Raw genomic sequence first — 24,387 nt, 5'->3', positions numbered from 1 at the left:
GCCGGCGCACGCCGGCCTCGCCCTTGCCAAAAGCGAAGCATGCTTCGTATTCCGGCGTTGCACACCGCGTGCCAAGGCTGGAACCGTTCTGTGGAGGCGGACGATGGATGAGGTCCCGGACGCCGGGTTCGCTGCGGGGTCGGCAGAGGCGGGGGTCGCCGCGGGGGCGGCGAGCGCGGCAACGGACGCGAAGGCGCGGCACTGGCCACTAGCCGAGCGCCCGGGCTTCCTCGCCCGCCGCATGCACCAGATCCACGTCAGCCTCTTCGCCGAACGCTGTGCCGCGTTTCGCGTCACCCCGCTCCAGTACAGCCTGCTCTCGCTGCTGCGCGATCTGGGGGAGGCCGATCAGACGACGCTCGCGAGCTCGGTCGCCCTTGACCGGACGACGACGACCGGCGCCCTGAAGCGCCTCGCGGCCCGCGGTCTGGTGAGCCGCACGACCTCGCCCCTCGACCGCCGCGCGCAGGTCTGCCGGCTGACGGACGAAGGCGCCGCGCTCCACGGCGCGATGGAGCCGGCGGCGCGGGCCGCGCACGCCCTCACCGTCGAGGCCCTCACGCCGGCGGAGCAGGACACCCTGACCCGGCTCCTGCGCCGCGTCATCGCGGGGCACGAGCATCGGCGCGGCCAGCCCGACATCCTGTAGGGCGTCGCCGACGCGGCCCGCAGCAGGCCCCACTGCTCAAATAAAATACAGATCGTTCTGCCTTGGAGTGCCGCGAAAAGCTCTTTCTTCCAACATCTTCGCGAAAATTGGACGCGCATTCCATTTACAGAACGCGGAGACGTTGCGCATAAATACGGCATGGAATGCCCACAGCGCGCGCTGAGCTGATCACGCGTCGCATCTGAGCTTCCCACCGCGCGACGAATGCCGGCACCCGACCATCGTTCCGCCTGCCGATGCGCGCCGCGCGCAGGCGGGCCGGCGCGGGGTTGGCACATGTCCTGCGTGTGGTGGGCAGCTCACAGCATGCTGTGGGAGCCTCAATGCCCGAACAGCGAGGTGCGATGACGACCCGCGATGACAGGTCCCGGCCCGCTCGCCCGACCACGACGGTGCTCGCCGTCCCCGACGCCACGCGCAAGGGCAACCAGGCCTACGACCTGATGCGCCGCGAGATCGTCGCCTGCCGCCTCCTGCCCGGCACGCGCTTCACCGAGGCCGAGGTGATGGAGCGGTTCGAGATCGGCAAGGCGAGCTGCCGGATCGCGCTCCAGCGCCTGGCCCAGGAAGGCTTCGTCAGCTCGATGCCGCGGCACGGCTACCGGGTCAGCCCGGTGACCGTGAAGGATGTCGACGAGGTCTTCGCCCTCCGGATGGAGCTTGAGCCCCTCGCGGCGCGGGGCGCCGCCGGCCGCGTGAACCGGGCGCATCTGGAGCGCCTGGAGCAGGCCTGCCGCCGCAAGATCACGGTGGAGATGGGCAACCAGATCGACTTTTTCCTGGAGGCCAACCGGGGCTTCCACCTCGCGATCGCCGCGGCTTCGGGGAACGGGCGCCTGTACCGGACGCTGTCGGGCCTCCTCGACGAGATGACCCGCCTCGTCGCCCTCGGCTTCGGCGTGCAGGGGGTGCGGCCGAACATCGAGAACGACCACACCGCGATGATCGAGCACCTCGTGGCGGGCGACGCCGACAGCGCCGCCCTGGTGGCCCGCCGCCACGTCGAGACGTTCCGCGACATGACCCTGGAGAAGGTCATCGCCAGCCTGCGCGACACCGCGGTGGTGGCGCCGGTGCGGCCGGCCCGGGTCGACGGGGGCGAGCCGTGAACGCCGTCGAGCTCGACCACGTCAGCAAGTGGTTCGACCGGCGCGAGGGCGGGCCGCTCCACGTCCTCGACACCGTCGACATCGCGATCCCGCAGCACGCGATCGTCGCGATCCTGGGCGCGTCGGGCTGCGGAAAGAGCACCCTCCTCAACATGATCGCCGGGCTGGTCGAGCCCGATCAGGGCGCCGTCCTCCTGAACGGCATCCCGTCGCACGCCTTCCGCGACTGGCGGGCCATGACCTACATGTTCCAGGAGGACCGGCTGCTGCCCTGGCGCACGGCCGCCCAGAACGTCGCCTTCGGCCTCGAGGCCGGACGCATGGGCCGGGCGGAGCGGGCGCGGCGGGTCGACGAGACCCTGCGGCTCGTCGGGCTGGAGGCCTTCCGCGACGCCTACCCGCACGAATTGTCGGGGGGCATGCGCAGCCGGGTGGCGCTCGCGCGCAGCCTCGTGACCGAGCCCAAGATCCTGCTCCTCGACGAGCCGTTCTCGAAGCTCGATCCCGAGATCCGCGCGCAGATGCACGCGGAGCTGCTGCGCATCGCCGGTCTGCGGGCGATGACCCTGGTCTTCGTCACGCACGACGTCGAGGAGGCGGTGGTGCTGGCGAGCCGGGTGGTCGTCCTGCACCCGCGGCCGGGCCGGATCGGCACCGTCCGGGCCATCGATCTGCCGTACCCCCGCGACCCGCTCTCGACGGAGGTCGCCGAGGAGGTCCGGCGCCTGCGCATCAGCCTCTCCGCCGCGAGCGCGCGATGCTCGTGAAGACCCCGCCGCGCCTGATCCGGCGGACGCGGACGTCCGGCGCCGGACGCCGGGCGGGCGTGCTGCTCCAGCGGCTCGCCCTGCTCGCCCTGGCGCTGGCCGCGTGGCAGCTCGGATCGCTGCACGCGCCGAGCTTCGTCCTGCCGAGCCCCGCGCGGGTCTGGCACACGTGGCTCGGCCTCGTCGCCACGCCGAGCTTCGCCGCCGATCTCGGCATCACGCTGGGCCGGATCGGCGCCGGCCTCGCCTTCGCGGCCCTCGTGGGGCTGCCGCTCGGCCTGCTGCTCGGCGCGAGCCCGCGCCTCGGGCGCTTCTTCGAGCCGGTGCTGACGGTGACCAACACCGTCTCCTCCGCGATCTGGGCGATCTTCGCGCTGATCTGGTTCGGCCTCTCGAACTGGACCACGATCTTCGTGGTGTTCATGACCGCGATGCCGCTGATCCTGACCAACGTCTGGCAGGGCACGCGCACGGTCAGCGCCGAGCATCTCGAGCTCGCCCGCACCTTCCGGATGCCGCGCCGCAAGGTGCTGACCAAGATCTACCTGCCGACGATCCTGCCCGCCTTCTTCGCGGGCGCGCGCCTCGCCATCGGCTTCGGGGCGCGGGTCGTCCTCGTGGCGGAATCGCTCGGGGCGAGCAGCGGCATCGGCTACCGCCTGCGGCAGGCGGCCGACCTCGTCCAGACCGACCAGGTCTTCGCCTGGACCCTCACCCTCGTCGCCCTGATGATCGGGCTCGAGACGCTCGTCCTGAAGCCGGCCGAGCAGCGCCTGTTCGCCTGGAAGAAGGTGGCGCAGCCGTGACGGCCGGCACCGCCCGGCGACACGCCCGTCGCACGACCCCTCATCGCCCGTCCCGGAGAACGCCTTGAAACGGATCCGCGTCCTCGCCGCCGCCGCGCTCTGCGCACTCGGCCTGCCCGGCCTCGCGCGCGCCGAGACGGTGCGCATCGGATACTGGAGCTCGGGCATCAGCCTCGGCTTCGGCGCCGTGCTGGAAGCCGGCAAGTTCATGGAGAAGGAGGGCCTGACGGCCGAGTACGTCAAGTTCCCGGACGTGAACGCGCCGACCAAGGCGATGGCCGCCGGGGCGATTGATTTCGCGATCGCGGCGAGCGCCGGGACGGCGCTGAGCGTCACCGCCGACGGGCTGCCGATGAGCATCGTCCTGGCGACCCAGGTGGCCGATCTCGACTTCGTCGTCCCGGAGGACTCGCCGATCAAGACTATGGACGACCTCAAAGGCAGGAAGATCGGCACCTCGCCGGCCGGCAGCGGCACCGCCGCCATCGCGGCGGCGATCCTGGAGACCAATCACGGCCTCAAGCCCGCCGACTACCAGGCCGTCCCCGGCAACGATTCCCGGCTGGCGCAATTCCTCGTCCAGAAGGACATCGACGCCGCGGCCCTGCGCACCGTGACCCTCGCGCTCCTGCCGGACGTGAAGCTGCGCCGACTCGGCACCTTCCGGGAGGAGTGGAGGCGCCTCACCCAGCAGGACGCGCCGCCGGTCCTCGGCGTCGGCCTGATGCGCAACGCCTGGATGACGCAGAATCCGGACGCGCCCGCCAAGGTCGTGGCCGCGATGCGCAAGGCCTACGCCTTCGGCCAGGCCGACAAGCCCGGCGTGGCCAAGATCCTGAAGGCGGCCGCGAACCTGAGCGACGCCGACGCCGCGGCCTACGCGGGCCTCTGGGACGGCATCTACACGGTCAGCCTGGAGCCCGCCGACATCGCCTCGCTGAAGCGGGAATTCGACGTGTTCAAGGCGGTCGGCGCCGTCCAGGGCAGCCTGCCGGACACGGCCCTGGTCCCCGGCCCCTACGAGCGGTCGAAGTCGATCCCATAGCCTTTCCGACCTGCAGAAGAGGGTTTCCACGATGGCTCAGACGATGAAGGCGCTCGTGCTGGAGGCGCACGGCGACATCGACACGCTGAAGGTGGTCGACGACTATCCGAGGCCGTCCCCCGGCCCGGGCGAGGTCCTGATCCGCGTCGGCGCGTCCTCGTTCAACTACCACGACGTGTTCACCGTGAAGGGCATGCCCGGCATCAAGGTGCCGATGCCGGTGGTGATCGGCCTCGACATGGCCGGGCAGATCGTCGAGCTCGGCGAAGGCGTCGCGGAGTGGCGCGTCGGCGACCGGGTGCTGGTCAACCCGCTCAACAAGGCCAAGGGCCTGATGGGCGAGATGCTCGACGGCGGCATGGCCGAGTATTGCCGGGTCTCGACGGGCCAGCTCATCGCGATGCCGCCGGACGTGAGCTACGCGGACGCGGCGTCCCTGCCGGTGGCCTACGGCACGGCCCACCGCATGCTGATCACCCACAACACCGTGAAGGCCGGCGACAAGGTCCTGATCCTGGGCGCCAGCGGCGGCGTCGGCACCGGCTGCGTGATGCTGGCCAAGCAGCTCGGCGCCGAGGTGATCGCCTGCGCGGGCAGCGCGGAGAAGATGGCGGCGCTGACGGCCCTCGGGGCCGACCACGTCGTCAACTACCGCGAGACCGACTTCTCCAAGTGGGCGATCCAGCAGTACGGCAAGCCGCAGCGCCGGACCTACGAGGGCGGGGTCGACGTGGTGATCAACTTCACCGGCGGCGACACCTGGGTGCCCTCGCTCAAGTGCCTGAAGCGCGGCGGCACGCTGCTGGTCTGCGGCGCCACCGCGGGGCACGATCCCAAGGAGGATCTCCGCTACATCTGGAGCTTCGAGCTCAAGGTGATCGGCTCGAACAGCTTCTACGACGACAACCTGTCGGCCCTGATGGACATGATCCAGGCCGGCACGCTGAAGCCGACCATCGACAAGCTCCTGCCCCTCGAGGAGGCCGCCGAGGGCCTGCGGATGATCCGCGACCGCGAGGTCATGGGCAAGATCGTCGTCACCCCCTGACACCGCCCGAGGAGATCCCCCAAGCCATGTCCGACACCCCCCTCACCAAGGAGCAGGTCGAGGCGCTGCTGCTGCGCGGCCCGTTCCACCAGTGGCTCGGCCTCTCCGTCGTCGCCGTCGGCGATGGGACGATCGAGCTGAAGGCGACGTGGCGGCCGGAATGGGTCGTCAACGCCGAGCGCGGCTACGTGCACGGCGGCATCCTGGCGACGCTCGTGGATCTCACCGCCGACTGGGCGCTGGTCTCCAAGACCGGCCGCGGCGTCCCCACCGTTGACCTGCGGGTCGATTATCACCGGGCCGCGATGCAGGGCGATCTCACCTGCCGCGGCACGGTGGTGAAGTTCGGCAACCAGCTCTCGGTGGCCGAGGCGCAGATCCTCGACCCGGAGGGGCGCCTGCTCGCGAGCGGCCGCGGCGTCTACATGACGGCGCCGCCGAAATGACCGGACCGGCCCCCGGCGCCCCGGCGGATGGGGCCCTCGACCACGTGGTGATCAACGTGCTGCGGCGGATGGACGAGGCGGCGGAGCTGTTCGCCGCCCTCGGCTTCCGCCTGACACCGCGCGGCCACCACTCGCTGGGCTCCATCAACCACCTGATGATGACGGCCGGACCCTACCTCGAACTCGTCGGCCTGCCCGAGACGGGTCCGCAGCGGCAGGACGTTCTGGACAGCCCGTTCGGCCTGAACGGGCTCGTCGTGGCGAGCCGGGACGCCGACGCGACGCATGCCCGCCTCGCCGCGGCGGGGCTCGCGGCCGGGCCGACCGTCGCCTTCACGCGCCCCGTGACCGTCGACGGCCGCGAGGACACGGCCCGGTTCCGCACGGTGCGGGTGCCGGTCGACCGGTTCCCGGCGGGGCGCCTCTACCATTGTGAGCACCTGACCCCGGATCTCGTCTGGCGCCCCGAATGGCTCGACCATCCGAACGGCTTCACGGGGATCGACGCGCTGAAGATCGAGAGCCCGGCACCGGATGCCGACGCCCGTCTCTACGCCGCCGCGAGCGGTGCGCCGGCCGAGGCCGTGGGTGACGGCTGGACCCTCCGGCTCGGGGAGACGCGGGTCGCGATCGCGCCGGGGCCGGCCGGCCGCTTCGCCACCCTGACCCTGCGCTTCCGCAGCCTCGACGCCCTCGAAGCCCGCGCGGGCGCGCTCCCGGAGGCGGGCTGGGTTCGGCACGGGCCGGGCGCGGCCACGCTGACGCTGCCGACCTTCGACCTCAACCTCCCGTGCAGGGCGGCCCCATGACGCGCGCGGCCACGGCTCCGACCAATCTCGGCGATCTCGTCGACCGGTCCGGGCCGCCGGACAGGCCGCTGATCATCGGCGTCGCCCCCGATGGCGAGCCCGCCGTGATGACCCGCGCCGGCCTCGACGCCCGGGCCGACGCCTTCGCGCGCGGCCTGCTGCGCGGCGGGATCGCCCGCGGCGCGCGGGTCGCGATCCTCGCGGCCAACCGGCCCGACACGATCGCGGCGCTGCTCGGGGCGATGCGCGCCGGCGTGGTCCCGGTCCCGGTCAATCACAAGTTCCCGCCGGCCACGATCGCCGCCGTGCTCGCCGATTGCGGGGCGCGGCTCGTGCTCTGCGACGGCCCGCGCCGGGCGCTGCTGGCCCATCTCGGCCCCGATATCCGGATCGCCGGGTTCGACGATGACGGGCCGGAGGGCTTCGCGGCCTGGCTCGACCCCGGTCCGTTCGTGCCGGTCGTGCCCGAGCCCGACGAGGCGGCCCTGTTCCTCTACACGTCCGGCTCGACGGGCCGGCCGAAGGGCGTGCGGCTGAGCCATGCCAGCCACCTCTGGGTGGCGCGGACCCGCGCCGCGGAGACGGACCTGCGCGACGACCGGCTGCTCGTGGCGGCGCCGCTCTACCACATGAACGCGCTCGCCCTGGCGCTCCTCGTCTGCGCGGCCGGCGCCACGATGGTGCTGCTGCCGCAATTCGAGGCGCGGGCCTACATCGCGGCGATCGACCGGTACCGCTGCACGTGGCTCACCGCCGTGCCGCCGATGATCGCCATGATGCTGCGGGAGCCGGATCTCCTCGCGGAAGCCGACCTCACCGGCGTGCGGACGGTCCGGATGGGCTCGGCGCCGGTCAACGACACCCTCGCCCGGCAGATCCGCGCCCTCCTGCCGAACGCCCGCATCCTCAACGCCTACGGGACCACCGAGGGCGGCCCGGTCGTGTTCGGCGACCATCCGGACGGCCTGCCGACGCCGGTCGCGTCGGTCGGCGTGCCGCATCCCCAGGTGGCGGTGCGCCTCGTCGGACCGGACGCCCCGGAGACCGGGATCCTGCAGATGCGCAGCCCCGCGATCATGCTCGGCTACCACAACCGGCCGGACGTGCCCGTCCCGATCACCGCGGACGGGTTCTACGACACCGGCGACGTCTTCCGCCGCGACGCGGACGGGTTCTTCTACTTCCTCGGGCGGACCGACGACATGTTCGTCTCCGGCGGCGAGAACATCTTTCCGGGCGAGGTCGAGCTGGTGCTGGAGCGCCACCCCGCGGTGCTCCAAGCCTGCGTGGTGCCGGTGGACGACGCCATCAAGGGCACCAAGCCGGTCGCCTTCGTGGTCCGCCGGCCCGGCGCCACCGTCGACGAGGCCGCTCTCAAGGATTACGCGCTCGAACACGCGCCGGCCTACCAGCACCCGCGTCGGGTCTGGTTCGTCGAGGCGCTGCCGCTCGCCTCGACCGGCAAGATCGACCGCGCGGCCCTGCGCCGGCGGGCCGAAGAGGCCGTCCGCGTCCCGTGACCGTGCCGGGCGGAATGGCGCTTGCAGGTTGTGTTCCTGCGGAATGCGCGCCCGCAGAAGGCATCCTCGCTAGGGATCCCGCCCGGCGCCCCCGTCCCCGCCCGCCTGCCCCGGAACGCCAGGAGTGACCCCATGCTGCGACGAACCTTCCTCGGCGGTGCCGCCGTCGCGGCCGCCGCGCCCTTCCTTCCGGCCCGCCCGGCCCTGGCCCAGGGCGGCCGGGCGAGCGTCCTGCGCTTCGTGCCGCAATCCGACCTCACCATCGTCGATCCGGTGACGACCACGGCCTACGTCACGCGCAACCACGCGCTCATGGTGTTCGACCAGCTCTACGGCCTCGACGCGCAGTTCACGCCGCAGCCGCAGATGGTCGAGGGCCACACGGTCGAGGAGGACGGGCGGCGCTGGACCTTCCGGCTGCGCGAGGGCCTGAGATTCCACGACGGCGAGCCGGTGCGGGGCCGCGACTGCGTCGCGTCGATCCGGCGGTGGGCGCAACGCGACAGCCTCGGGCAGGCCCTGATGGCGCGCACGGACGCCCTGGAGGCGCCGGACGACCGCACCTTCGTCATCCGGTTGAAGCGGCCCTACGGGCTGATGCTCGAGACGCTGGCGAAGCTCGGTCCGCCGGTCCTCGTCATCATGCCCGAGCGCCTAGCCGCCACCGACCCGGCCCAGCAGATCCCCGAGCTGATCGGCTCCGGGCCGTTCCGGTTCAACACCAAGGAGCGGCTCGTCGGCGCCCGCGTGGTCTACGACCGCAACCCGGACTACCGGCCCCGGGAGAACGGCCCGGTCTCCTGGGTGGCGGGGCCGAAGCGTGTCCATTTCGAGCGGGTCGAGTGGCAGGTCATGCCGGATCCCGGCACCGCGGCCGCCGCCCTTCAGAACGGCGAGGTCGACTGGTGGGAGAACCCGATCAGCGATCTCGTGCCGACGCTTCAGGCGCACCCGCAGATCGCGACGCAGCTCGCCTCGCCGCTCGGCAATCTCGGCACCGGCGTGATGAATCATCTCCACCCGCCCTTCGACAAGCCGGCGGTCCGGCGCGTGGTCCTCGAGGCCCTGTCCCAGGCAGACTTCATGGCGGCGGCCGCCGGCGACGATCCCAAGCTGTGGCGCAAGGATGTCGGCCTGTTCACGCCGGGGACCGCGATGGCCACCGATGCCGGGCTCGACGTGCTCACCCGGCCGCGCGATCTCGCCAAGGCCAAGCGCGACCTCGTGGCGGCCGGCTACAAGGGCGAGCGCGTCGTGCTCATGTCGACGAGCGAGAACCCCGTGCTCGGCGCCCTCGGCGAGATCATGCACGACCTGCTCCAGCGCCTCGGGATGAATGTGCAGTACGTCGTCTCCGACTGGGGCACGCTGGTCACCCGCCGCGCCAGCAAGGCGCCCCCCGACCAGGGCGGCTGGAACATCTTCACCACGACCTGGACCGGCCTCGACATGGCCAACCCGGTCGTGGAGCAGGTCCTGCGCTGCGGCGGCGAGAAGGGTTTCTTCGGCTGGCCGGACCTGCCGGAGCTGGAGAGCCTGCGGGAGGCCTGGATCGAGGCGCCGGACCAGGCGGCCCGCAAGGCGATCGCGGCCCGGATGCAAACTCTCGCGATGCGCGACGTGCCGTACCTGCCGACCGGCCAGTACTTCTACCGGACGGCCTTCCGGCGCGACCTTCGGGACGTGGTCGACGGCCAGTTCGTCTTCTGGAACGCCCGCCGCGCCTGACGGACGTCGCGTCCTGGCCGCCCGTCGCCGCTCCGGCGACGGGCGGCTTCGCGGATACGCGCCTCAGTGCGCGAAGACGCCGGCCAGATCCCGGAAACCCTTGATCTCGATCGGATTGCCGCTCGGGTCGAAGAAGAACATCGTGCGCTGCTCGCCGGGCTCGCCGGCGAAGCGGACGACGGGCGGGATGTCGAAGGCGATGCCGGCCGCCTCGACACGGCCGGCGAGCGCCTCCCAGGCGTCGAGCGGCAGCACCACGCCCAGATGCGGCATCATCACCGTGTGGTCGCCGACCTTCCCGCTCCGGGTGGTGGCGAAGGGCTCGCCCAGGTGCAGCGACAGCTGATGGCCGAAGAAGTCGAAATCGACCCAGGTCTCGGTGCTGCGGCCCTCCTGGCAGCCGAGGACGCCCCCGTAGAAGCGGCGCGCCGCGTCGAGGTCGGTGACGTGGTAGGCGAGGTGGAACGGCGTGAGCATCGACGGTCTCTTGCTGGATGGAGGAGGTGCGGCGCCGTCAGGGCGCCGGATCGGGGGCACGCGCCGAGACGACGCCGCCGACGAGGTTGCAGGACAGCAGGAACGCGCTGTCGAGATCGCCGCCGCCGGCCGGCACCAGCGCCGTCAGCCGCGCGGCCAGAGCGCTTCGCGCGGCGCGGGCGATGACCTGGGCCTCCGCGACGGCGACGGCCGCGAACCGGATCGTCTCCCCCGGCCGCACCTGCGCGAGGCGGCCGAGATCCGCCGAGATCACGGTGGCGATCTTCGGGTAGCCGCCGGTGGTGTGGCGGTCGGCCAGCAGGATCAGCGGGCGCCCGTGTCCGGGCACCTGGATCGAGCCGTTCACGATCCCGTCCGAGACGATGTTGAAACCGTCCGCGTGGGCGATCGGCGGCCCGTCGAGGTGGCAGCCCATCCGGTCCGCCCGCGCCGTGAGGGTGTAGGGCTCGGAGAGGAACGTCCGCAGGCCGTCCTCGGTGAAGCCGTCGGCCTGCGGCCCGAGCACCACCCGGATCGGGCCACCGAAGGTCGGCCGGTGGGCCGGCGGCAGGGTCAGCGGACGGTCGCGGGGCGCGGGCGCCGCGAGGGGCAGCAGGTCGCCCGCGGCCAGGGGATGACCGTCGAGGCCGCCGAGGCGGGTGCGGGTGTGCGTCGCCACGCTGCCGAGCATCGGCGCGACGGCGAAGCCCCCGGCGACCGCGAGGCAGGCGCGCAGGCCCTGCCGCGGTCCGCCCAGGACGAGCCGGTCGCCCCGCCGCAGGTCGTGGGCCGTGAACGGGTCGAGGGCGCGGCCGTTCAGGCTCATCGCGAAGGGCGCGCCGGCGAGGGCGACGCGGCAGATATCCGTCTCGCAGGCGAGGGTCGGACCGACCATCGCCATCTCGATCACCGCGGCGTCGAGCGGGTTGCCGACGAGGCCGTTGGCCAGGGCCAGCAGGTCGGGATCCATCGCGCCGGACCCCGAGATGCCGTAGCGCAGGTAGCCCGGCCGCCCGGCATCCTGCAGGGTCGAGGCCACGCCGGGGGCGATGACGCGCAGGCCCTCAGGCATCGATCCGCTCCAGGGTCGCGACGGTCTCGCCGGCGCGGGCGGCCTCGCTGAGGCCGTCGAACGCGGCGCGGTCGATCGGCTCGAACCGGATCAGGTCGCCGGCCGCGAACAGGAACGGCTCGGCCCGGCCCGGATCGTAGGAGCGCGCGGGCGTGCGGCCGATGAGCTGCCAGCCGCTCGGCAGCTCCAGGGGCGGCGAGACGCCGGTCTGGTTCCCGCCGATCGAGACGCTGCCCGCCGGGGTCCTGGGTCGGGGATCGGTGCGCCGGCTCGCGTAGAGCCGGGGATCGAGGCCGCCCAGATAGGCGAAGCCGGGGGCGAAGCCGATCATGTAGACGCGGTAGTCGCGGCCGGAATGAAGGGCGATCACCGCCTCCGGGCTGAGCCCGGCCCCGGCGGCGAGGTCGTCGAGGTCGGCGCCGTGCGCGCCGCCGTAATGGACCGGCACCCGCCAGCGGCGCAGCGAGCCCGCCGCCCCGTCCGGCGGCGGCCAGTGCGCGGCGATCAGCGCGGCGAGGTCGGCCCGGGGCAGCAGGTCCGGATCGTAGAGGACGAGGAGCGAGCGGTAGGTCGGCACGGTCTCCAAGAGGCCCGGGCGCCCGGCGCCACGGAGCGCCGCGTCGAGGGCGATGACCCGCGCGTTGATCGCGGGATCGACCGCGCGGCCGAGCTCCACCGTGAGCGCCCGGTCGCCGCTATCGAGGAGGCGGTAGCCGGGCTCAGACACCGAGCACCTCGGCCATCGGGCGCAGGGCGATCCCCTTGGCGGCGCAGTCGTCGCGCAGGCGGCGCGCCATGGCGACCGCGCCGGGCGTGTCGCCGTGGACGCAGACCGTGTCGATCCGCGTCGGGATGCGCCGCCCGGACAGGCAGGTGATCGCCCCGTCCTCCAGCATCCGCGCCACGCGCTCCGAGACGGAATCGGGATCGTGCAGCACGGCGCCGGGGAGCTTGCGCGAGACCAGGGTGCCGTCATCCGCGTAGGCGCGGTCGGCGTAGATCTCGCGCGCGATCGGCAGCCCGAGCTTCTCGCCGGCCCGCTCGGTCTCCAGGCCGGGCATCACCACGAAGATCAGGTCGCGGTCGAGGGTGCGGATCGCCCGGGCCACCGCCAGAGCGAGGTCGGCATCCTCGTTGGCCATGTTGCCCATGGCCCCGTGGGTCTTCACGTGGCGCACCGGGCAGCCGGCATCCTGCGCCAGCGCCAGCAGCGCGCCGACCTGGTAGAGCACCGCCTTCTCGATGTCGGCGGGGCGCTCGCCGTGGATCGGCCGCCGGCCGAAGCCCCAGAGGTCGAGGAAGCTCGGGTGGGCGCCCGCTTGCACGCCGTTCGCGGCGGCGCGGCTCAGGGTCTCGTGCATCACCAGCGGGTCGCCGGCGTGGAAGCCGCAGGCGATGTTGGCCGAGGTCGCCACGGTCAGCATCTCGGCGTCGTCGCCCAGACGGTAGACGCCGAAGCCCTCGCCCATGTCGCAGTTCAGATCGACGATCATCGGTGCATCCCTTCTCTCGCGCGGGGTCAGGCTTCGGCGACCAGGTGGGCCACCAGGGTGGCGGCGGCGCACAGATCCGCGATCCGCATCGCCTCGTCCGGGTTGTGGCTGCCGTTCTGGTTGCGGATGAAGATCATCGTGCTCGGCACGCCCTGGCCGGCCAGCGTCGCGGTGTCGTGCCCCGCCCCGCTCGCCATCGTGCGGAACGGCGTCCCGAGCCGGCGCGCGTGGCCGGACAGGGCCTCGACCAGCGCGGCGCTCATCCGCGCCGGCGTGCTGCCGGTCCGCTCGCCCAGCACGAAGCGTACCGAGCGGACGGCCTCGATGGCGGCGATATGCTCGGCGAGCGCCGCCTCGACCCGGTCGAGAACGGCCGGCTCGGTGCTGCGCACGTCGAGGCAGAAGCGGACTTCGCCGGGGATCTTGGCGAAGGCGTGCTGAACCGGGTCGGTGGCGACCTCGCCCAGCGTGATCGTGGCCGGGCAGCCCTCCGCCTCCAGCCTGCCCCAGAGCGCGTCCAGGCCGGTGATCAGGTCGGCGAGGGCGAAGACGGCGTCGCTGCGGTCGCCCCGCGCCACGGCGCCGGAATGGCCGTAGCGGCCGAAGCAGGCCGCCTTGCGGTAGCGGAAGCTGCCGCTGATCGCCGTGACGAAGCCCACGGGGAGCCCGGCCGCCTCCAGCGCCGGGCCCTGCTCGATGTGCATCTCGACGAAGCCGTGGATCCGCGCCGGATCGAGGAGCCGCTCGCCCCGCGCCACCGCCCCCGGCCGCAGGCCGAGTTCGGCCATGTGGTCGCGCAGGCTCCGGCCGGTATCGGCGCGGGGCAGGTCGAGCACCTCCGGCGGCAGCAGGCCGAGCGCGGCCCGGCTGCCGACGTAGGAGGCCGGGAACCACACGCTCTCCTCGGCCCGGAACACCGCCACCGTCACGGGACGCGCCGGCACGATCCCAGCCCGGCGCAGGGCCTCCACGGCCGCGAGGCCGCCGATCACGCCCGCCGCCCCGTCGAAATTGCCCCCGTGGGGCACCGTGTCGACGTGAGAGCCGACCATCCAGGGCGCCAGTGCCGGGTCGCGGCCCGCCATCGTCAGGAACAGGTTGCCGGCCGCGTCGGTCTCGGCGGCGAGCCCGAGTGCCAGCCCGGTGGCTCGCATCAGGGCGTGGGCGCGCTCCTCGCCGACGCCGTAGGCCGCCCGCGTCACGCCCGGCGCGTCCTCGCTGAAGCTCAGGAGCTCGGCGAACAGGCCCGCGCAGAGATCCGGATCGATCGCGAGCCGGGTCATGCCGGCTGCCGCGCGGGTCCGACCCGGTCCATCGGCTGAACAATGAGGCACGCGCCCGGCGCAGTCGCGAAGGAAATACCGGGATCCGGAAGTTCGATGACCATGTCGGAGGCAGCCATGCTCAAAAATACCGCTTGAATGCCGGCGGTATACCGGTTCTGCTAAGGCATCCCATCCGATTTGGCAATGTAAAACGTCGGCGGATGGAAAATTAAATCTCTATATTGAGAGATTTTATGAACGATAAAACAGCAACATAATGCGATCTGCGTGCGGATCTAAGCATCGATCCGCGAAGCGACTGCAAAACATCAGGTTTAAAGATGGCTCAGACCGAGACGGCCGCGCCCCCGCTCCTGAAGATCAGGAAGCTGCACAAGAGCTACGGCACCAACGAGGTCCTGAAGGGCATCTCCCTCGACATCCGAGAGGGCGAGGTCGTGTCGATCATCGGTGCGAGCGGCTCGGGCAAGAGCACGTTCCTGCGCTGCCTGAACCTCATGGAGACGCCGACCTCCGGCTTCATGGATTTCGAGCGCTTCGCCTTCGACTACGAGCAGGGCGCCCGCCGCCAGCCGACGCCGCAGCAGCTCTGCGAGTTGCGGGCGCGGATCGGCATGGTCTTCCAGAGCTACAATCTCTGGCCGCACATGACCGTGCTGGAGAACGTCATCGAGGCGCCGATCCGGGTACGTCGGATGCCGCGCCGGCAGGCCGTCGCGGAGGCGGAGGCGCTGCTCCAGCGCATCGGCCTCTACGAGAAGCGGCACGCCTACCCGTCGAAGCTCTCGGGCGGGCAGCAGCAGCGCGTGGCGATCGTGCGCGCCCTGGCGATGGCGCCCAAGGTGATGCTGTTCGACGAGGTGACCTCGGCCCTCGATCCGGAGCTGGTCGGCGAGGTGCTGGCGCTGATGGGCTCCCTCGCGGCGGACGGGATGACGATGCTGCTCGTCACCCACGAGATGGCCTTCGCCCGGGATGTCGGCACCCGCACCCTGTTCTTCGACGGCGGCGTGATCGCCGAGGACGGGCCGCCCGACGCCATCATCGGCGCGCCCCGGAGCGAGCGGCTGCGCCAGTTCCTCCGGCGCGTCCTGCACCAGCCCGCCGCGCCGGGACAGACGGCGTGAGCCGCCGGCCCATCACCGGGGAGAAGGGACAGCGATGAGCGTCGCGGCGTTGCAGGAGTGGTGGCTCACCCTCTCGGACGAGGTCGTCACCTACGGCCCCGGCTTCCTCTCGGCGACCCTAGTGGTGCTCGGCGTCACGGTGGCGAGCATCCTGGTGAGCTGGGCCTGCGGCCTGCTCGGGGCGCTGGGCAAGCGCTCGTCCTTCGCGCCCTTCCGGGCGCTGGCGAGCTTCTACGTCTGGTTCATCCGCGGCACGCCGACCCTCGTGCAGGTCTTCATCGTGTATTTCGGCATGCCGCAGGTCGGGGTGAAGCTCTCGCCCGTGACCGCCGGCATCATCGCGCTGGGTGTCAGCAGCGGCGCCTACGTGGCCGAGACGATCCGGGCCGGCCTCGCGGCGATCCCCCGGGGTCAGGTCGAGTCGGCGCTGGCGCTCGGCATGAACCCGCGGATCATGATGGTGCGCATCGTCCTGCCGCAGGTCTTCCGCATGATCCTGCCGTCGCTGACCAACGAGGCGATCTCGGCGGTGAAGAATACCTCGCTGCTGTCGACGATCACGGTGGTGGAGCTGACGCTCTACGCGCAGCTCATGATCGCCACGACCTTCCGGCCGTTCGATTTCTACATCGCGGCGGCGCTGATCTACCTCGGCCTCACGTCGATCCTGTCGCAGCTCTCGGCCTATTTCGAGCGGCGCTACGCCCGCCTGTCCTGAGCCCCCCCGCCGCGGGACGGGCCGCGGCCGATCCTTCCCGCCCCGTCCCGAGACCGGAGATCACCATGAACCGCCGCCACGTCCTCGCCCTCGCCGCCCTCTGCGCCAGCCTCGGCGCAGGGATCCTCGCCGCCCCCGCGACCCGCGCGGCCGAGGGCAAGCTGGAGCTGATCGAGCCCGGCAAGCTGATCGTGGCGACGGACAGCACCTTCGCGCCCTTCAGCATGCGCACGCCGAGCGGCGAGCTCGACGGGCTGGAGGTCCGGGTCATGCGCGAGGTCTGCCGCCGGCTCGGGCTCGAGTACAGCCCGGTCAACATCAAGTTCGACGCCCTGCTGGTGGGCCTGATGGCCGACCAGTACGACATCACCAGCGAGTCGATGGACATCACCCCCGCCCGGCAGAAGCAGGTCGCCTTCGCGGACGGGTGGCTCGAATCCGGCGCGCGGATCGTCACCCGCAAGGATACCGGCATCAAGGGGCCGGCGGATCTCAAGGGCCGCAACGTCGGCGCCCTCTCGGCCTCGACCTTCGGCAAGCTCGCCGAGGAGAACGGCGCCACCCTGAAGAGCTACAAGACGGCCGCGGACGCCATGCAGGACCTCGTCGGCGGCAACATCGACGCGGTGATCAACGACGCGGTGGCCGGCAACTACGCCATCAAGGCGCGCAAGCTGCCCCTGGTGATGATCGAGACCCCGCTGAGCACGGTCCAGAAGGGCTTCGCCATCAAGAAGGGCAAGCCGAACCTGCACGCCGCCGTCAACAAGGCGCTCGGCGAGATGGTCGCGGACGGTACCTACGCCAAGCTCGTTACCCCGCTGATCGGCTATGATCCGGCCCCGAAGGAGCCGATCCGCACGCCCGCCATGTGAGCGGGCACGGCGGACGCGCGAGAACAAGAATGGGGAGCGGCTGAGCCGGCCGCTCCGGGAGGACACCATGAAGACCCTCGACGCCGCGTCGTACACGACGGCGCTCAGTGCACGGCGCGAGCAGAGCCTCGGCCAGATGGCCTACGACCGCCTGCTCGACATGCTCGTCCGCCGCGACCTTCCGGCCGGCACCGTGCTGCACGAGCGCCGCCTCGCCGAGATGCTCGACATCTCCAGGACCCCGACCCGCGAGGCGATGTCGCGGCTGGAGACCGAGGGGTTGATCGAGCGGCAACCCGGCGGGATGCTCGTGGTCAAGGAATTCTCCCTGCGCGAGCTGATCGAGATCCTGCATGTCCGCCGCCTGCTGGAGCGGGAGAGCGTCGCGCTGGCCACCGGCCGCATCGCCGACGCGGTGCTGGCGGACCTGCAGCGTCAGATGGAGGCACTCTTGGCGGCGGGCGACCCGGACGCGCCGGGCAACTGGGAGGTCGACCGGCGCTTCCACGACCTGATCGCGGAGCACAGCCAGAACGCGACCCTCGCCAAGACGATCAAGGACCTGCGGCTCAAGACGCAGATGTTCAACCTAAGCCGGATGCCCGAGCGGTTCGAGGCGGTCCATCGCGAGCACCTCGCGGTGGTCGCCGCCCTGCGGGCCAAGGACGCGGCGGCGGCGGCGGACGCGATCGCGGCCCATCTCGAGAATTTCAAGCAGGGCATCATCCAGCGCCTGAGCGAAGTCTGAGCGAAGTCTGGGACGAGGGCGGCGCGATGCACGAGTTCACGGAGCTGCGCGGCCGCGAGGCGGCCTTCCCGGAGGCGGAGTTCGCCGCCCGGCAGGCGGCGGCCCGGGCCGCCATCGCGGGTGCCGGCCACGACGCCCTCGTGGTGACCGGCCCGGAGACGATCTACTGGCTGACCGGCCGCCAGACGGCGGGCTACTTCGCCTTCCAGGCACTCCTCGTGCCCGTGGACGGCGACCCGGCCCTCCTGGTCCGGCAGCTCGAACTGCCGGGCGCGGCCGCCAACACGTGGCTCGACGACATCCGGGCCTACCCGGACGGCGCCGACCCGGCCGCGGCCCTGGCGGCCCTCGTGCGCGGGCGCGGGGTCGCCCGGCCGGCCCTGGAGCGGGACGGCTGGTTCGTCGCGCCGGCGCTCGCGGCGCGGATCGACGCCGCCCTCGGAAGCGGCCCGCTGCCCGACGGATCCGGCCTCCTCGCCCCCCTGCGGGCGGTGAAGTCGGCGGCCGAACTGGCGGCGATCCGGGCCGCCGCCCGGTACGCGCAGGCCGGTCTCGCCGCGGGGCTCGACGCCTGCGCGGCCGGCACCGACGAGAACGCCGTCGCCGCCGCCATGCTGGCGGCCGCAACGGCCGCCGGATCCGAGGCCATGGCGATGGAGCCGCTGGTCGCGTCGGGACCGCGCAGCGGTCTGCCGCACATGACGTGGCGGCGCCGCCGGCTGGAGCCGAGCGACGCGGTCTTCCTTGAGCTCGCCGGCAGCCACGCCCGCTACCACGCGGCGCTAATGCGCAGCGTCTGGATCGGCCCGCCGCCGGCCGAGGCGCAGCGGATGATGGACTGCGCCCTGCGCGCCCTCGACGCGGCGCTCGGCGCGATCCGCCCCGGCCATCCCTGCGCCGCCCCGCACGCGGCGGCGCAGGCCGTGATCGACGCGGCGGGCTACGGCCCGGCCTTCCGCAAGCGGATCGGCTACTCGATGGGCGTCGCCTTCGCGCCGGACTGGGGAGAGGGTGCCCTGCTCTCGCTGTTCACCGGACAGGACCGGCCGATCGAACCCGGCATGGTCTTCCACCTGCCGGCCACCCTGCGCCGCTACGGCGCCTGGACGGTCGGCGCCTCGGAGACCGTCATCGTCACCGCAGACGGGGTCGAGCCCCTGTCCGACCTGCCGCGCACCCTGTCGGTGCGGTGAGGCGTTGCTTTCACAAGCGGAGCTTGAACTGACGGGCCGCCGTACCGCTCCCGCGGTCGCGGACTGGTCGGCGACGCCGAGCGGGAGCCGGCCCCATTCCTGCAAGCGATGCCGGGCCGGGCTTCCCGCGGGGACCCGGCCCACCGGTGCGTGGTGCCGGAGCGGAGCGGGAGGTCTCGGATGAAGCGACGCACGCTGTTGCAGGGAGCCGGCGCCCTCGTCGCCGGCGCCGTCGCGGCGCCGGCCCTCGTCCGCGCGGAGGCGGCCCGGACCCTGCGCTTCATCCCGCAGCAGGATCTCGTCACCCTCGATCCCGTGACGACCTTCGCGTACATCACCCGCAACCACGGCTACATGGTCTTCGACACGCTCTACGGCATGGACGCGGCCTATCGCGCCACGCCGCAGATGGTCGAGGGCCATTGGGTCGAGGCGGACGGGCGCCGCTGGGACTTGATCCTGCGGGCGGGCCTGCGCTTCCACGACGGGACGCCGGTGCTGGCCCGCGACTGCGTCGCGTCGCTGCGGCGCTGGGCGAAGCGCGACCCGTTCGGCGGCTCCCTCATGGAGGCGACCGACGAACTCTCCGCGCCCGACGACCGGACGATCCGGTTCCGCCTGAAACACCCGTTCCCGCTGCTGCCAATCGCGCTGGGCAAGGCGTCCGTCCCGGTCTGCGCCATGATGCCGGAGCGCCTCGCCGCCATTGACCCGTTCCAGCAGGTGCCGGAGCTCATCGGCTCGGGACCGTTCCGCTTCAAGCCCGACGAGCGGGTGCCCGGCGACCGCGTCGTCTACACCCGCTTCGAGGACTACGTGCCGCGCCCGGACGGCCCGCTGACCTGGACCTCGGGTCCGAAGGTCGTCCATTTCGACCGGGTCGAGTGGCGCGTCATCGGCGACACCTCCACGGCGACCTCCGCGCTGATCGCCGGCGAGACGGACTGGCAGGAATACGCCTCGCACGACCAGATCGCGCTCCTGCAGGCGGCCAAGGGCGTGAGCACCCGCGTCCTCGACCCGACCGGCTTCGTGACCATGCTGCGGGTCAACCACCTGCAGCCGCCCTTCAACAACCCGGCGATCCGGCGGGCTCTCTGGGGCGGGATCGACCAGACCGCGTGCATGCAGGGGGTCGTCGGCGCCGAGGATCCCGGCCTGTTCCACGTGCCCCTCGGCTTCTTCTGCCCGGGCACGCCGATGGCCTCGACGGACGGGTTGCAGCCGCTCACGGATCCGCGCGATCCGGCGCGGGTGCGCGCCGATCTCAAGGCGGCCGGCTACGGCGGCGAGACCGTGCTGCTGATGGTGCCGTCGAACTCGGCGCCGCTGCTGGCGCTCGGCCAGGTCGCGGCCGACCTGCTGCAGCGGGTCGGCATGACGGTGGAGGTCTACGCGGTCGAGTTCAACGCGATGCTGCAGCGGCGCAACCGAAAGGGGCCGGTCTCGGAGGGCGGCTGGAGCGCCTTCGTCACCAACTGGTCCGGCATGGATTGGCTGAACCCCGCGGGCTACATCGCCCTGCGCGGCACCGGCGAGAGCGGCTACGCCGGCTGGGCCACGACCCCGCGGATCGAGTCCCTGCGCGACGCGTGGCTCACCGCCCCGGACGAGGCGGCGCGTGCCGCCCTGTGCCGGACATCCAGCTCCAGGCGATGCAGGACGTGCCCCACTACCCGCTGGGCCAGTACCTGCAGCCGACCGCCTACCGCTCCCGCCTCACCGGGATCCTCGACGGGTTCCCGACGTTCTGGAACGTCCGGCCCGCCTGAGGGGGCGAGTTCCGGGGCCTCACAGCCCCGGGAAGGTCGGCGGCGCGATGGCGTCGGGGCCGCGCCCGGCCCAGTCGAGCTGCCGGACCTGCGCGAGCGCGCGGCCCTGCGCCTCCTCCAGCGCGGCCGCGGCGGCGGCGTAGTCGATCGTCAGGGCGCGCCCGTCGCGGACGATCTCGCGGCCGCCGACGAAGACCTGTCGAACCGCGCGGTCGCCGGCCGAGTAGATCAGCGACTGCACGGGATCGCGGCACGGGCGCATGGCCGGATGCCCGCAGTCCACGAGCACGAAGTCGGCCTTGCAGCCCGGTTCGAGCCGGCCGATGTCCTCGCGCCCGAGCGCCCTGGCGCCGCCCACCGTGGCGGCGTGGAACACGTCCGCCGCGCGGGTGTCGCGGGGATTCTCGGCGACGACCCGGGCGAGGTACGAGACGAGGCGCATCTCGTCGAGCATGTTGTGCGGGTAGACGTCGGTGCCGATCCCCATGTTGACTCCGGCCTGGAGGTAGCGCCCGAAATGGTGGAGCGCGATGCCGCGCCGGGCGAAGACCGTCGGGCAGTGGGCGACCGTGGCGCGGCGCTCGGCCAGGCGGCGCAGGTCCGAGCCCGGGCTGTGCCAGTGGGTCCAGGGATGGTCATCGAGGAAGATCCCGTGGCCCACGATGGTCCGCTCGGTGAGCACGCCGAGATCGTCGAGCCACTCGATCGGCGTCATCCCGGTGCGGCGGGTGATCTCGTGGAATTCCGACAGGGACTGCGCCGCGTGGGTGTGGAAGCGCAGGTCGCGCGCGACCGCCTCGGAATGGGCGTCCCGCAGCAGCTCCGCCGTGCAGGTGTCGACCTGCGCCGGGCAGAGCATGCCGGAGAGGCGGCCGCTCGGGTGCCCCTCCGCCGCCGCGATCTCGGCGAGGGCCTGCTCCAGGCCGCGCTGGCCCGCCGCCGCGTCCCACTCGTAGTCCACGCTGTGGCCGTTGCGGGTGAGCCAGCGCCCGGAGCGGAACATCGGGGCGATGCAGACCCGCAGGCCCGAGGCGCCGAGGAGATCCAGCCAGCCCGCGCTCGGCAGGGCGAGGTCGCAGACGGTGGTGACGCCCGAGAGCGCGAGTTCGGCGAGCGCCACCCCGTAGGCGGCCCGCGTCCCCTCCGCGTCGGGCCGCAGGATCGGCAGGTACTCGTAGAGCGAGGTGTTGTAGAGCCGCTGGCTGCCGACCTCGTCCCACATGCCCTTGTTCATCGGCTCCGAGAACAGGTGGGTGTGGATGTCCACGAGGCCGGGCATGACCAGACAGCCGGAGGCGTCGACAGTCCGGGCCGGCTCGGGACCCGCGTAGCCCGGCCCGACATGGATGAGGGCGCCGTCCGCGAAGGCGACGTCCGCGCCGGTGCGGTAGACGTGACTGCCGCTGTCCGGATCCCAGGCGACGACCCACCGGGCCCCCTTCACCAGCGTGATTTCGGCGGTGGCGTCCGGAGCTTCGTCCTGCATCGATAACCTCTCCCTTGCGTAAGCGGGCGGGCAAGAACGGTGCCTTCCGGTCGGATCGGCGGCCATGCGGCCCGGGTTTCGCTTGAGGTCTTCCGCGGTCACGATGGGTCGGTCGACGTCGCGGCATCGCGGTCGATCCCGATCGACCGGTATTCAGAGGGAAGGCGCCATGCGGCCTCGCGACACCACCGAGCCCGCGCGCATCCTGATCATCAACCCGAACGCGTCCCGGGCGGTGACGGCCGCCATCGACGCCGCCCTGGCGCCGCTGCGGCTGCCGGGCGGCCCCATCCTCGCGGTGACCGACCTGCCGGAGGGCCCGGAGAGCATCGCGACCCAGCGGGACGCGGATTCGGTGGTGATGCCGCTCGTCCGGTGTGTGGCGGACGATCCGTCCGACGCCTTCGTGATCGCCTGCTTCAGCGATCCGGGCCTGCACGCGGTCCGGGAGGCGGCGAGCGGTCGCCCGGTGATGGGCATCGCCGAGTGGGGGATCCTGCGGGCCCTGACGCTCGGGGAGCGCTTCGGCATCGTGGCCCTGTCCGAGGGCAGCGTCCGGCGCCAGCGCCGCACGGTGCGCCAGATGGGCCTCGGGGATCGCTATGCCGGGAGCCGGCCGGTGGAGGCGCGGGCCTCCGAGACGGCGGACGCCGCGATGGGCCCGCGCCTGATCGCGGCCGGTCGGACCCTGGTCGAGCGCGACGGCGCCGACGTGGTCGTGCTCGGCTGCGCCGGCATGGCGCGCCACCGGGCCGCCGCGGAGGCCGCGATCGGGTGCCCCGTCATCGAGCCCTGCCAGCAGGCGGCCGCCGCGGCCCTCGGGGCCGTGCTGCTCCGGGCCGCCCCGTGAGAAGGAACCGGCGATGCAGTACGACCTCCTGATCCGCGGCGGTACCTGCGTGACGCCGTGGGGCACCGAGACGGCGGATGTCGGGATCCGCGACGGGCGCATCGCGGCCCTCGGGGTCCCGGCCGGAGCGACGGCGGAGGCGGTGATCGACGCCGCGGGCCTGCACGTCCTGCCCGGCCTGATCGACAGTCACGTTCACCTGCGCGATCCCGGCGACCCGGCGGTGGAGACGATCGAAACCGGCACGCGGGCCGCGATCCTCGGCGGCATCGCAACCCTTTTCGACATGCCAAACACCGTCCCGCCGATCGCCGACGCCGGGCGCCTCGCCTGGAAGCGCGACTACGTCGCGGGCCGCAGCTGGTGCGACATCGGCCTCTACGTGGCCGGCACCAAGACCAACATCGACGCGCTCGCCGCCCTGGAGCGCGAGGCGGGGGTCTGCGCCGTCAAAGTCTTCGCCGGCAGCTCCACGGCGGCGCTGATGATCGAGGACGACGCGCATCTCGAGCGGGCGATGCGCGCCGGCCACCGGCGCATGGCCTTCCACAGCGAGGACGAGTACCGGCTCCAGGCGCGCAGGCCGCTGTTCAGCCGGGGCCAGCCCTACCGGACTCACATGGAGTGGCGCGACGCGGAATGCGCCTTCCTGGGCACGCGGCGCCTCATAGCCCTCGCCCGCAAGACCGGCCGGGCGACCCACATCCTGCACGTCTCGACCGCCGAGGAACTCGCCTACCTGCGCGACTTCCGCGACGTCGCCACCGTCGAGGTGCTGGTCAATCACCTGACCCAGGTGGCGCCGGACTGCTACGACACGCTGGGCGGCCTCGGCGTGATGAACCCGCCAATCCGCGACGCGCGCCACCGGGCGGCCGCCTGGGCGGCCCTGCGCGACGGCACCGTCGACACGGTCGGCAGCGACCACGCGCCCCACGCGCGGGCGGCCAAGGCGCAGCCCTGGCCGGACTGCCCGGCCGGCCTCACCGGGGTCCAGACGCTGGTGCCGGTAATGCTCGACCACGTCGCGGCGGGGCGGCTGTCCCTCGCCCGCCTCGTCGACCTGATGGCAGCCGGGCCGGCCCGCGTCTACGGGCTCCTCGGCAAGGGCCGCATCGCCGCCGGCTACGACGCGGACTTCACCCTGGTGGACCTGAAGGCCCGCCGCAGGATCGAGGAATCCTGGATCGTGTCGCCCTGCGGCTGGACGCCCTTCGCGGGCGTCGACGTCACCGGCTGGCCCGTCGCCACGATCGTGCGCGGGATCCCCGTCATGCGCGACGACGCGGTGCTGGGCGAGCCCGTCGGCCGCCTCGCGCGCTTCGCCGCCTGACGGGGCGCC

At 72.4% G+C, this 24,387-nt stretch carries 23 protein-coding genes and 1 pseudogene; 18 read left to right on the top strand and 6 right to left on the bottom strand.

Features of this window, described 5'->3' with window-relative positions:
- Positions 1-103: 103 nt before the first annotated feature.
- The 10 genes from ABIC30_RS07660 (at position 104) to ABIC30_RS07615 (ending at position 9,948) form a co-directional block, all read left to right on the top strand.
- On the top strand, positions 104-649 hold the full coding sequence (locus ABIC30_RS07660; protein WP_026605140.1) for a MarR family winged helix-turn-helix transcriptional regulator: 546 nt from the start codon (positions 104-106) through the stop codon (positions 647-649).
- A gap of 365 nt (positions 650-1,014) precedes the next feature.
- Positions 1,015-1,779 (top strand): GntR family transcriptional regulator, encoded by a 765-nt coding sequence (locus ABIC30_RS07655; protein ID WP_042670257.1) that lies wholly within the window; start codon positions 1,015-1,017, stop codon positions 1,777-1,779.
- On the top strand, positions 1,776-2,546 hold the full coding sequence (locus ABIC30_RS07650; RefSeq protein WP_020094476.1) for an ABC transporter ATP-binding protein: 771 nt from the start codon (positions 1,776-1,778) through the stop codon (positions 2,544-2,546). Before ABIC30_RS07655 ends, ABIC30_RS07650 begins: the two co-directional genes overlap by 4 nt.
- Complete coding sequence (locus tag ABIC30_RS07645) at positions 2,537-3,352, top strand: ABC transporter permease (protein WP_020094477.1); 816 nt, start codon at positions 2,537-2,539, stop codon at positions 3,350-3,352. Before ABIC30_RS07650 ends, ABIC30_RS07645 begins: the two co-directional genes overlap by 10 nt.
- A 64-nt stretch (positions 3,353-3,416) precedes the next feature.
- Positions 3,417-4,397 (top strand): ABC transporter substrate-binding protein, encoded by a 981-nt coding sequence (locus ABIC30_RS07640; RefSeq protein WP_042670254.1) that lies wholly within the window; start codon positions 3,417-3,419, stop codon positions 4,395-4,397.
- Positions 4,398-4,440: 43 nt separating this feature from the next.
- Entirely contained in the window at positions 4,441-5,445 is a 1,005-nt protein-coding gene (locus ABIC30_RS07635) for a zinc-binding dehydrogenase (RefSeq protein ID WP_020094479.1), read from the top strand.
- Positions 5,446-5,471: 26 nt separating this feature from the next.
- Positions 5,472-5,891 (top strand): PaaI family thioesterase, encoded by a 420-nt coding sequence (locus tag ABIC30_RS07630; protein WP_020094480.1) that lies wholly within the window; start codon positions 5,472-5,474, stop codon positions 5,889-5,891.
- On the top strand, positions 5,888-6,700 hold the full coding sequence (locus ABIC30_RS07625; protein ID WP_020094481.1) for a VOC family protein: 813 nt from the start codon (positions 5,888-5,890) through the stop codon (positions 6,698-6,700). Before ABIC30_RS07630 ends, ABIC30_RS07625 begins: the two co-directional genes overlap by 4 nt.
- On the top strand, positions 6,697-8,220 hold the full coding sequence (locus ABIC30_RS07620) for a class I adenylate-forming enzyme family protein (protein ID WP_056527159.1): 1,524 nt from the start codon (positions 6,697-6,699) through the stop codon (positions 8,218-8,220). The genes ABIC30_RS07625 and ABIC30_RS07620 overlap by 4 nt, the downstream gene beginning before the upstream one ends.
- Before the next feature lie 132 nt (positions 8,221-8,352).
- Entirely contained in the window at positions 8,353-9,948 is a 1,596-nt protein-coding gene (locus ABIC30_RS07615; protein WP_056527028.1) for an ABC transporter substrate-binding protein, read from the top strand.
- Between the two features lie 63 nt (positions 9,949-10,011).
- Here ABIC30_RS07615 and ABIC30_RS07610 read toward each other — a convergent pair whose 3' ends face one another.
- Genes ABIC30_RS07610 through ABIC30_RS07590 form a run of 5 tightly spaced genes read right to left on the bottom strand, consistent with a single transcriptional unit; the run spans position 10,012 to position 14,273 of the window.
- Entirely contained in the window at positions 10,012-10,425 is a 414-nt protein-coding gene (locus tag ABIC30_RS07610; RefSeq protein ID WP_012329553.1) for a VOC family protein, read from the bottom strand.
- 37 nt (positions 10,426-10,462) lie between these two features.
- On the bottom strand, positions 10,463-11,497 hold the full coding sequence (locus ABIC30_RS07605) for a 5-oxoprolinase subunit C family protein (protein ID WP_056527025.1): 1,035 nt from the start codon (positions 11,495-11,497) through the stop codon (positions 10,463-10,465).
- Positions 11,490-12,224 carry a 5-oxoprolinase subunit PxpB gene (gene pxpB / locus ABIC30_RS07600; protein WP_056527022.1) on the bottom strand — a complete coding sequence of 245 codons (735 nt, stop codon included), beginning with the start codon at positions 12,222-12,224 and terminating at the stop codon, positions 11,490-11,492. Before pxpB ends, ABIC30_RS07605 begins: the two co-directional genes overlap by 8 nt.
- Positions 12,217-12,990 (bottom strand): LamB/YcsF family protein, encoded by a 774-nt coding sequence (locus ABIC30_RS07595; protein ID WP_056527019.1) that lies wholly within the window; start codon positions 12,988-12,990, stop codon positions 12,217-12,219. The genes pxpB and ABIC30_RS07595 overlap by 8 nt, the downstream gene beginning before the upstream one ends.
- Before the next feature lie 26 nt (positions 12,991-13,016).
- Positions 13,017-14,273, bottom strand: a complete 1,257-nt coding sequence (locus ABIC30_RS07590) for a Zn-dependent hydrolase (RefSeq protein WP_103985112.1) — start codon at positions 14,271-14,273, stop codon at positions 13,017-13,019.
- 323 nt (positions 14,274-14,596) lie between these two features.
- Here ABIC30_RS07590 and ABIC30_RS07585 point away from each other — a divergent pair, with 323 nt between their 5' ends.
- The 6 genes and pseudogenes from ABIC30_RS07585 (at position 14,597) to ABIC30_RS07560 (ending at position 20,709) form a co-directional block, all read left to right on the top strand.
- The gene (locus tag ABIC30_RS07585) at positions 14,597-15,403 is read left to right on the top strand and encodes an amino acid ABC transporter ATP-binding protein (RefSeq protein ID WP_056527014.1); all 807 of its coding nucleotides are present in this window, start codon (positions 14,597-14,599) and stop codon (positions 15,401-15,403) included.
- Between the two features lie 34 nt (positions 15,404-15,437).
- Entirely contained in the window at positions 15,438-16,121 is a 684-nt protein-coding gene (locus ABIC30_RS07580) for an amino acid ABC transporter permease (RefSeq protein ID WP_020094490.1), read from the top strand.
- A gap of 65 nt (positions 16,122-16,186) precedes the next feature.
- The gene (locus tag ABIC30_RS07575) at positions 16,187-16,996 is read left to right on the top strand and encodes a transporter substrate-binding domain-containing protein (protein WP_020094491.1); all 810 of its coding nucleotides are present in this window, start codon (positions 16,187-16,189) and stop codon (positions 16,994-16,996) included.
- Positions 16,997-17,063: 67 nt separating this feature from the next.
- Positions 17,064-17,744 (top strand): GntR family transcriptional regulator, encoded by a 681-nt coding sequence (locus ABIC30_RS07570; RefSeq protein WP_020094492.1) that lies wholly within the window; start codon positions 17,064-17,066, stop codon positions 17,742-17,744.
- Positions 17,745-17,770: 26 nt separating this feature from the next.
- A complete protein-coding gene (locus ABIC30_RS07565) occupies positions 17,771-18,937 on the top strand; it encodes a M24 family metallopeptidase (RefSeq protein WP_020094493.1) in 1,167 nt (388 codons plus the stop codon).
- 180 nt (positions 18,938-19,117) lie between these two features.
- Positions 19,118-20,709: pseudogene (locus ABIC30_RS07560) on the top strand (ABC transporter substrate-binding protein).
- A gap of 19 nt (positions 20,710-20,728) precedes the next feature.
- Here the strand turns inward: ABIC30_RS07560 and ABIC30_RS07555 are convergent.
- Positions 20,729-22,195: an amidohydrolase family protein gene (locus tag ABIC30_RS07555; protein ID WP_020094495.1), complete on the bottom strand. Its 1,467-nt coding sequence runs from the start codon at positions 22,193-22,195 to the stop codon at positions 20,729-20,731.
- Between the two features lie 169 nt (positions 22,196-22,364).
- Between ABIC30_RS07555 and ABIC30_RS07550 the strand changes: the two genes are divergently transcribed.
- Both ABIC30_RS07550 and ABIC30_RS07545 read left to right on the top strand, forming a co-directional pair.
- Entirely contained in the window at positions 22,365-23,045 is a 681-nt protein-coding gene (locus ABIC30_RS07550) for an aspartate/glutamate racemase family protein (RefSeq protein ID WP_020094496.1), read from the top strand.
- A 13-nt stretch (positions 23,046-23,058) separates the two neighbouring features.
- Positions 23,059-24,378, top strand: coding sequence for a dihydroorotase (locus tag ABIC30_RS07545; RefSeq protein ID WP_020094497.1), 1,320 nt, complete (start codon positions 23,059-23,061; stop codon positions 24,376-24,378).
- Positions 24,379-24,387 lie beyond the last annotated feature (9 nt).

Origin of the sequence: Methylobacterium sp. 1030 (assembly GCF_040544715.1) — a bacterium.
In the GTDB taxonomy this organism is placed as follows: domain Bacteria; phylum Pseudomonadota; class Alphaproteobacteria; order Rhizobiales; family Beijerinckiaceae; genus Methylobacterium.
Note: the sequence above shows the minus strand (reverse complement) of the source record. Positions and strands in the feature narration are given on the sequence as shown.

What these genes read in the sequence shown, in the direction of transcription:
- ABIC30_RS07660 (WP_026605140.1), top strand. Translation starts at nt 104, where the DNA reads ATGGATGAGGTCCCGGACGCCGGGTTCGCTGCGGGGTCGGCAGAGGCG.
- ABIC30_RS07655 (WP_042670257.1), top strand. Translation starts at nt 1,015, where the DNA reads ATGACGACCCGCGATGACAGGTCCCGGCCCGCTCGCCCGACCACGACG.
- ABIC30_RS07645 (WP_020094477.1), top strand. Translation starts at nt 2,537, where the DNA reads ATGCTCGTGAAGACCCCGCCGCGCCTGATCCGGCGGACGCGGACGTCC.
- ABIC30_RS07635 (WP_020094479.1), top strand. Translation starts at nt 4,441, where the DNA reads ATGAAGGCGCTCGTGCTGGAGGCGCACGGCGACATCGACACGCTGAAG.
- ABIC30_RS07630 (WP_020094480.1), top strand. Translation starts at nt 5,472, where the DNA reads ATGTCCGACACCCCCCTCACCAAGGAGCAGGTCGAGGCGCTGCTGCTG.
- ABIC30_RS07625 (WP_020094481.1), top strand. Translation starts at nt 5,888, where the DNA reads ATGACCGGACCGGCCCCCGGCGCCCCGGCGGATGGGGCCCTCGACCAC.
- ABIC30_RS07620 (WP_056527159.1), top strand. Translation starts at nt 6,697, where the DNA reads ATGACGCGCGCGGCCACGGCTCCGACCAATCTCGGCGATCTCGTCGAC.
- ABIC30_RS07615 (WP_056527028.1), top strand. Translation starts at nt 8,353, where the DNA reads ATGCTGCGACGAACCTTCCTCGGCGGTGCCGCCGTCGCGGCCGCCGCG.
- ABIC30_RS07610 (WP_012329553.1), bottom strand. Translation starts at nt 10,425, where the DNA reads ATGCTCACGCCGTTCCACCTCGCCTACCACGTCACCGACCTCGACGCG.
- ABIC30_RS07605 (WP_056527025.1), bottom strand. Translation starts at nt 11,497, where the DNA reads ATGCCTGAGGGCCTGCGCGTCATCGCCCCCGGCGTGGCCTCGACCCTG.
- ABIC30_RS07595 (WP_056527019.1), bottom strand. Translation starts at nt 12,990, where the DNA reads ATGATCGTCGATCTGAACTGCGACATGGGCGAGGGCTTCGGCGTCTAC.
- ABIC30_RS07590 (WP_103985112.1), bottom strand. Translation starts at nt 14,273, where the DNA reads ATGACCCGGCTCGCGATCGATCCGGATCTCTGCGCGGGCCTGTTCGCC.
- ABIC30_RS07585 (WP_056527014.1), top strand. Translation starts at nt 14,597, where the DNA reads ATGGCTCAGACCGAGACGGCCGCGCCCCCGCTCCTGAAGATCAGGAAG.
- ABIC30_RS07580 (WP_020094490.1), top strand. Translation starts at nt 15,438, where the DNA reads ATGAGCGTCGCGGCGTTGCAGGAGTGGTGGCTCACCCTCTCGGACGAG.
- ABIC30_RS07575 (WP_020094491.1), top strand. Translation starts at nt 16,187, where the DNA reads ATGAACCGCCGCCACGTCCTCGCCCTCGCCGCCCTCTGCGCCAGCCTC.
- ABIC30_RS07570 (WP_020094492.1), top strand. Translation starts at nt 17,064, where the DNA reads ATGAAGACCCTCGACGCCGCGTCGTACACGACGGCGCTCAGTGCACGG.
- ABIC30_RS07565 (WP_020094493.1), top strand. Translation starts at nt 17,771, where the DNA reads ATGCACGAGTTCACGGAGCTGCGCGGCCGCGAGGCGGCCTTCCCGGAG.
- ABIC30_RS07555 (WP_020094495.1), bottom strand. Translation starts at nt 22,195, where the DNA reads ATGCAGGACGAAGCTCCGGACGCCACCGCCGAAATCACGCTGGTGAAG.
- ABIC30_RS07550 (WP_020094496.1), top strand. Translation starts at nt 22,365, where the DNA reads ATGCGGCCTCGCGACACCACCGAGCCCGCGCGCATCCTGATCATCAAC.
- ABIC30_RS07545 (WP_020094497.1), top strand. Translation starts at nt 23,059, where the DNA reads ATGCAGTACGACCTCCTGATCCGCGGCGGTACCTGCGTGACGCCGTGG.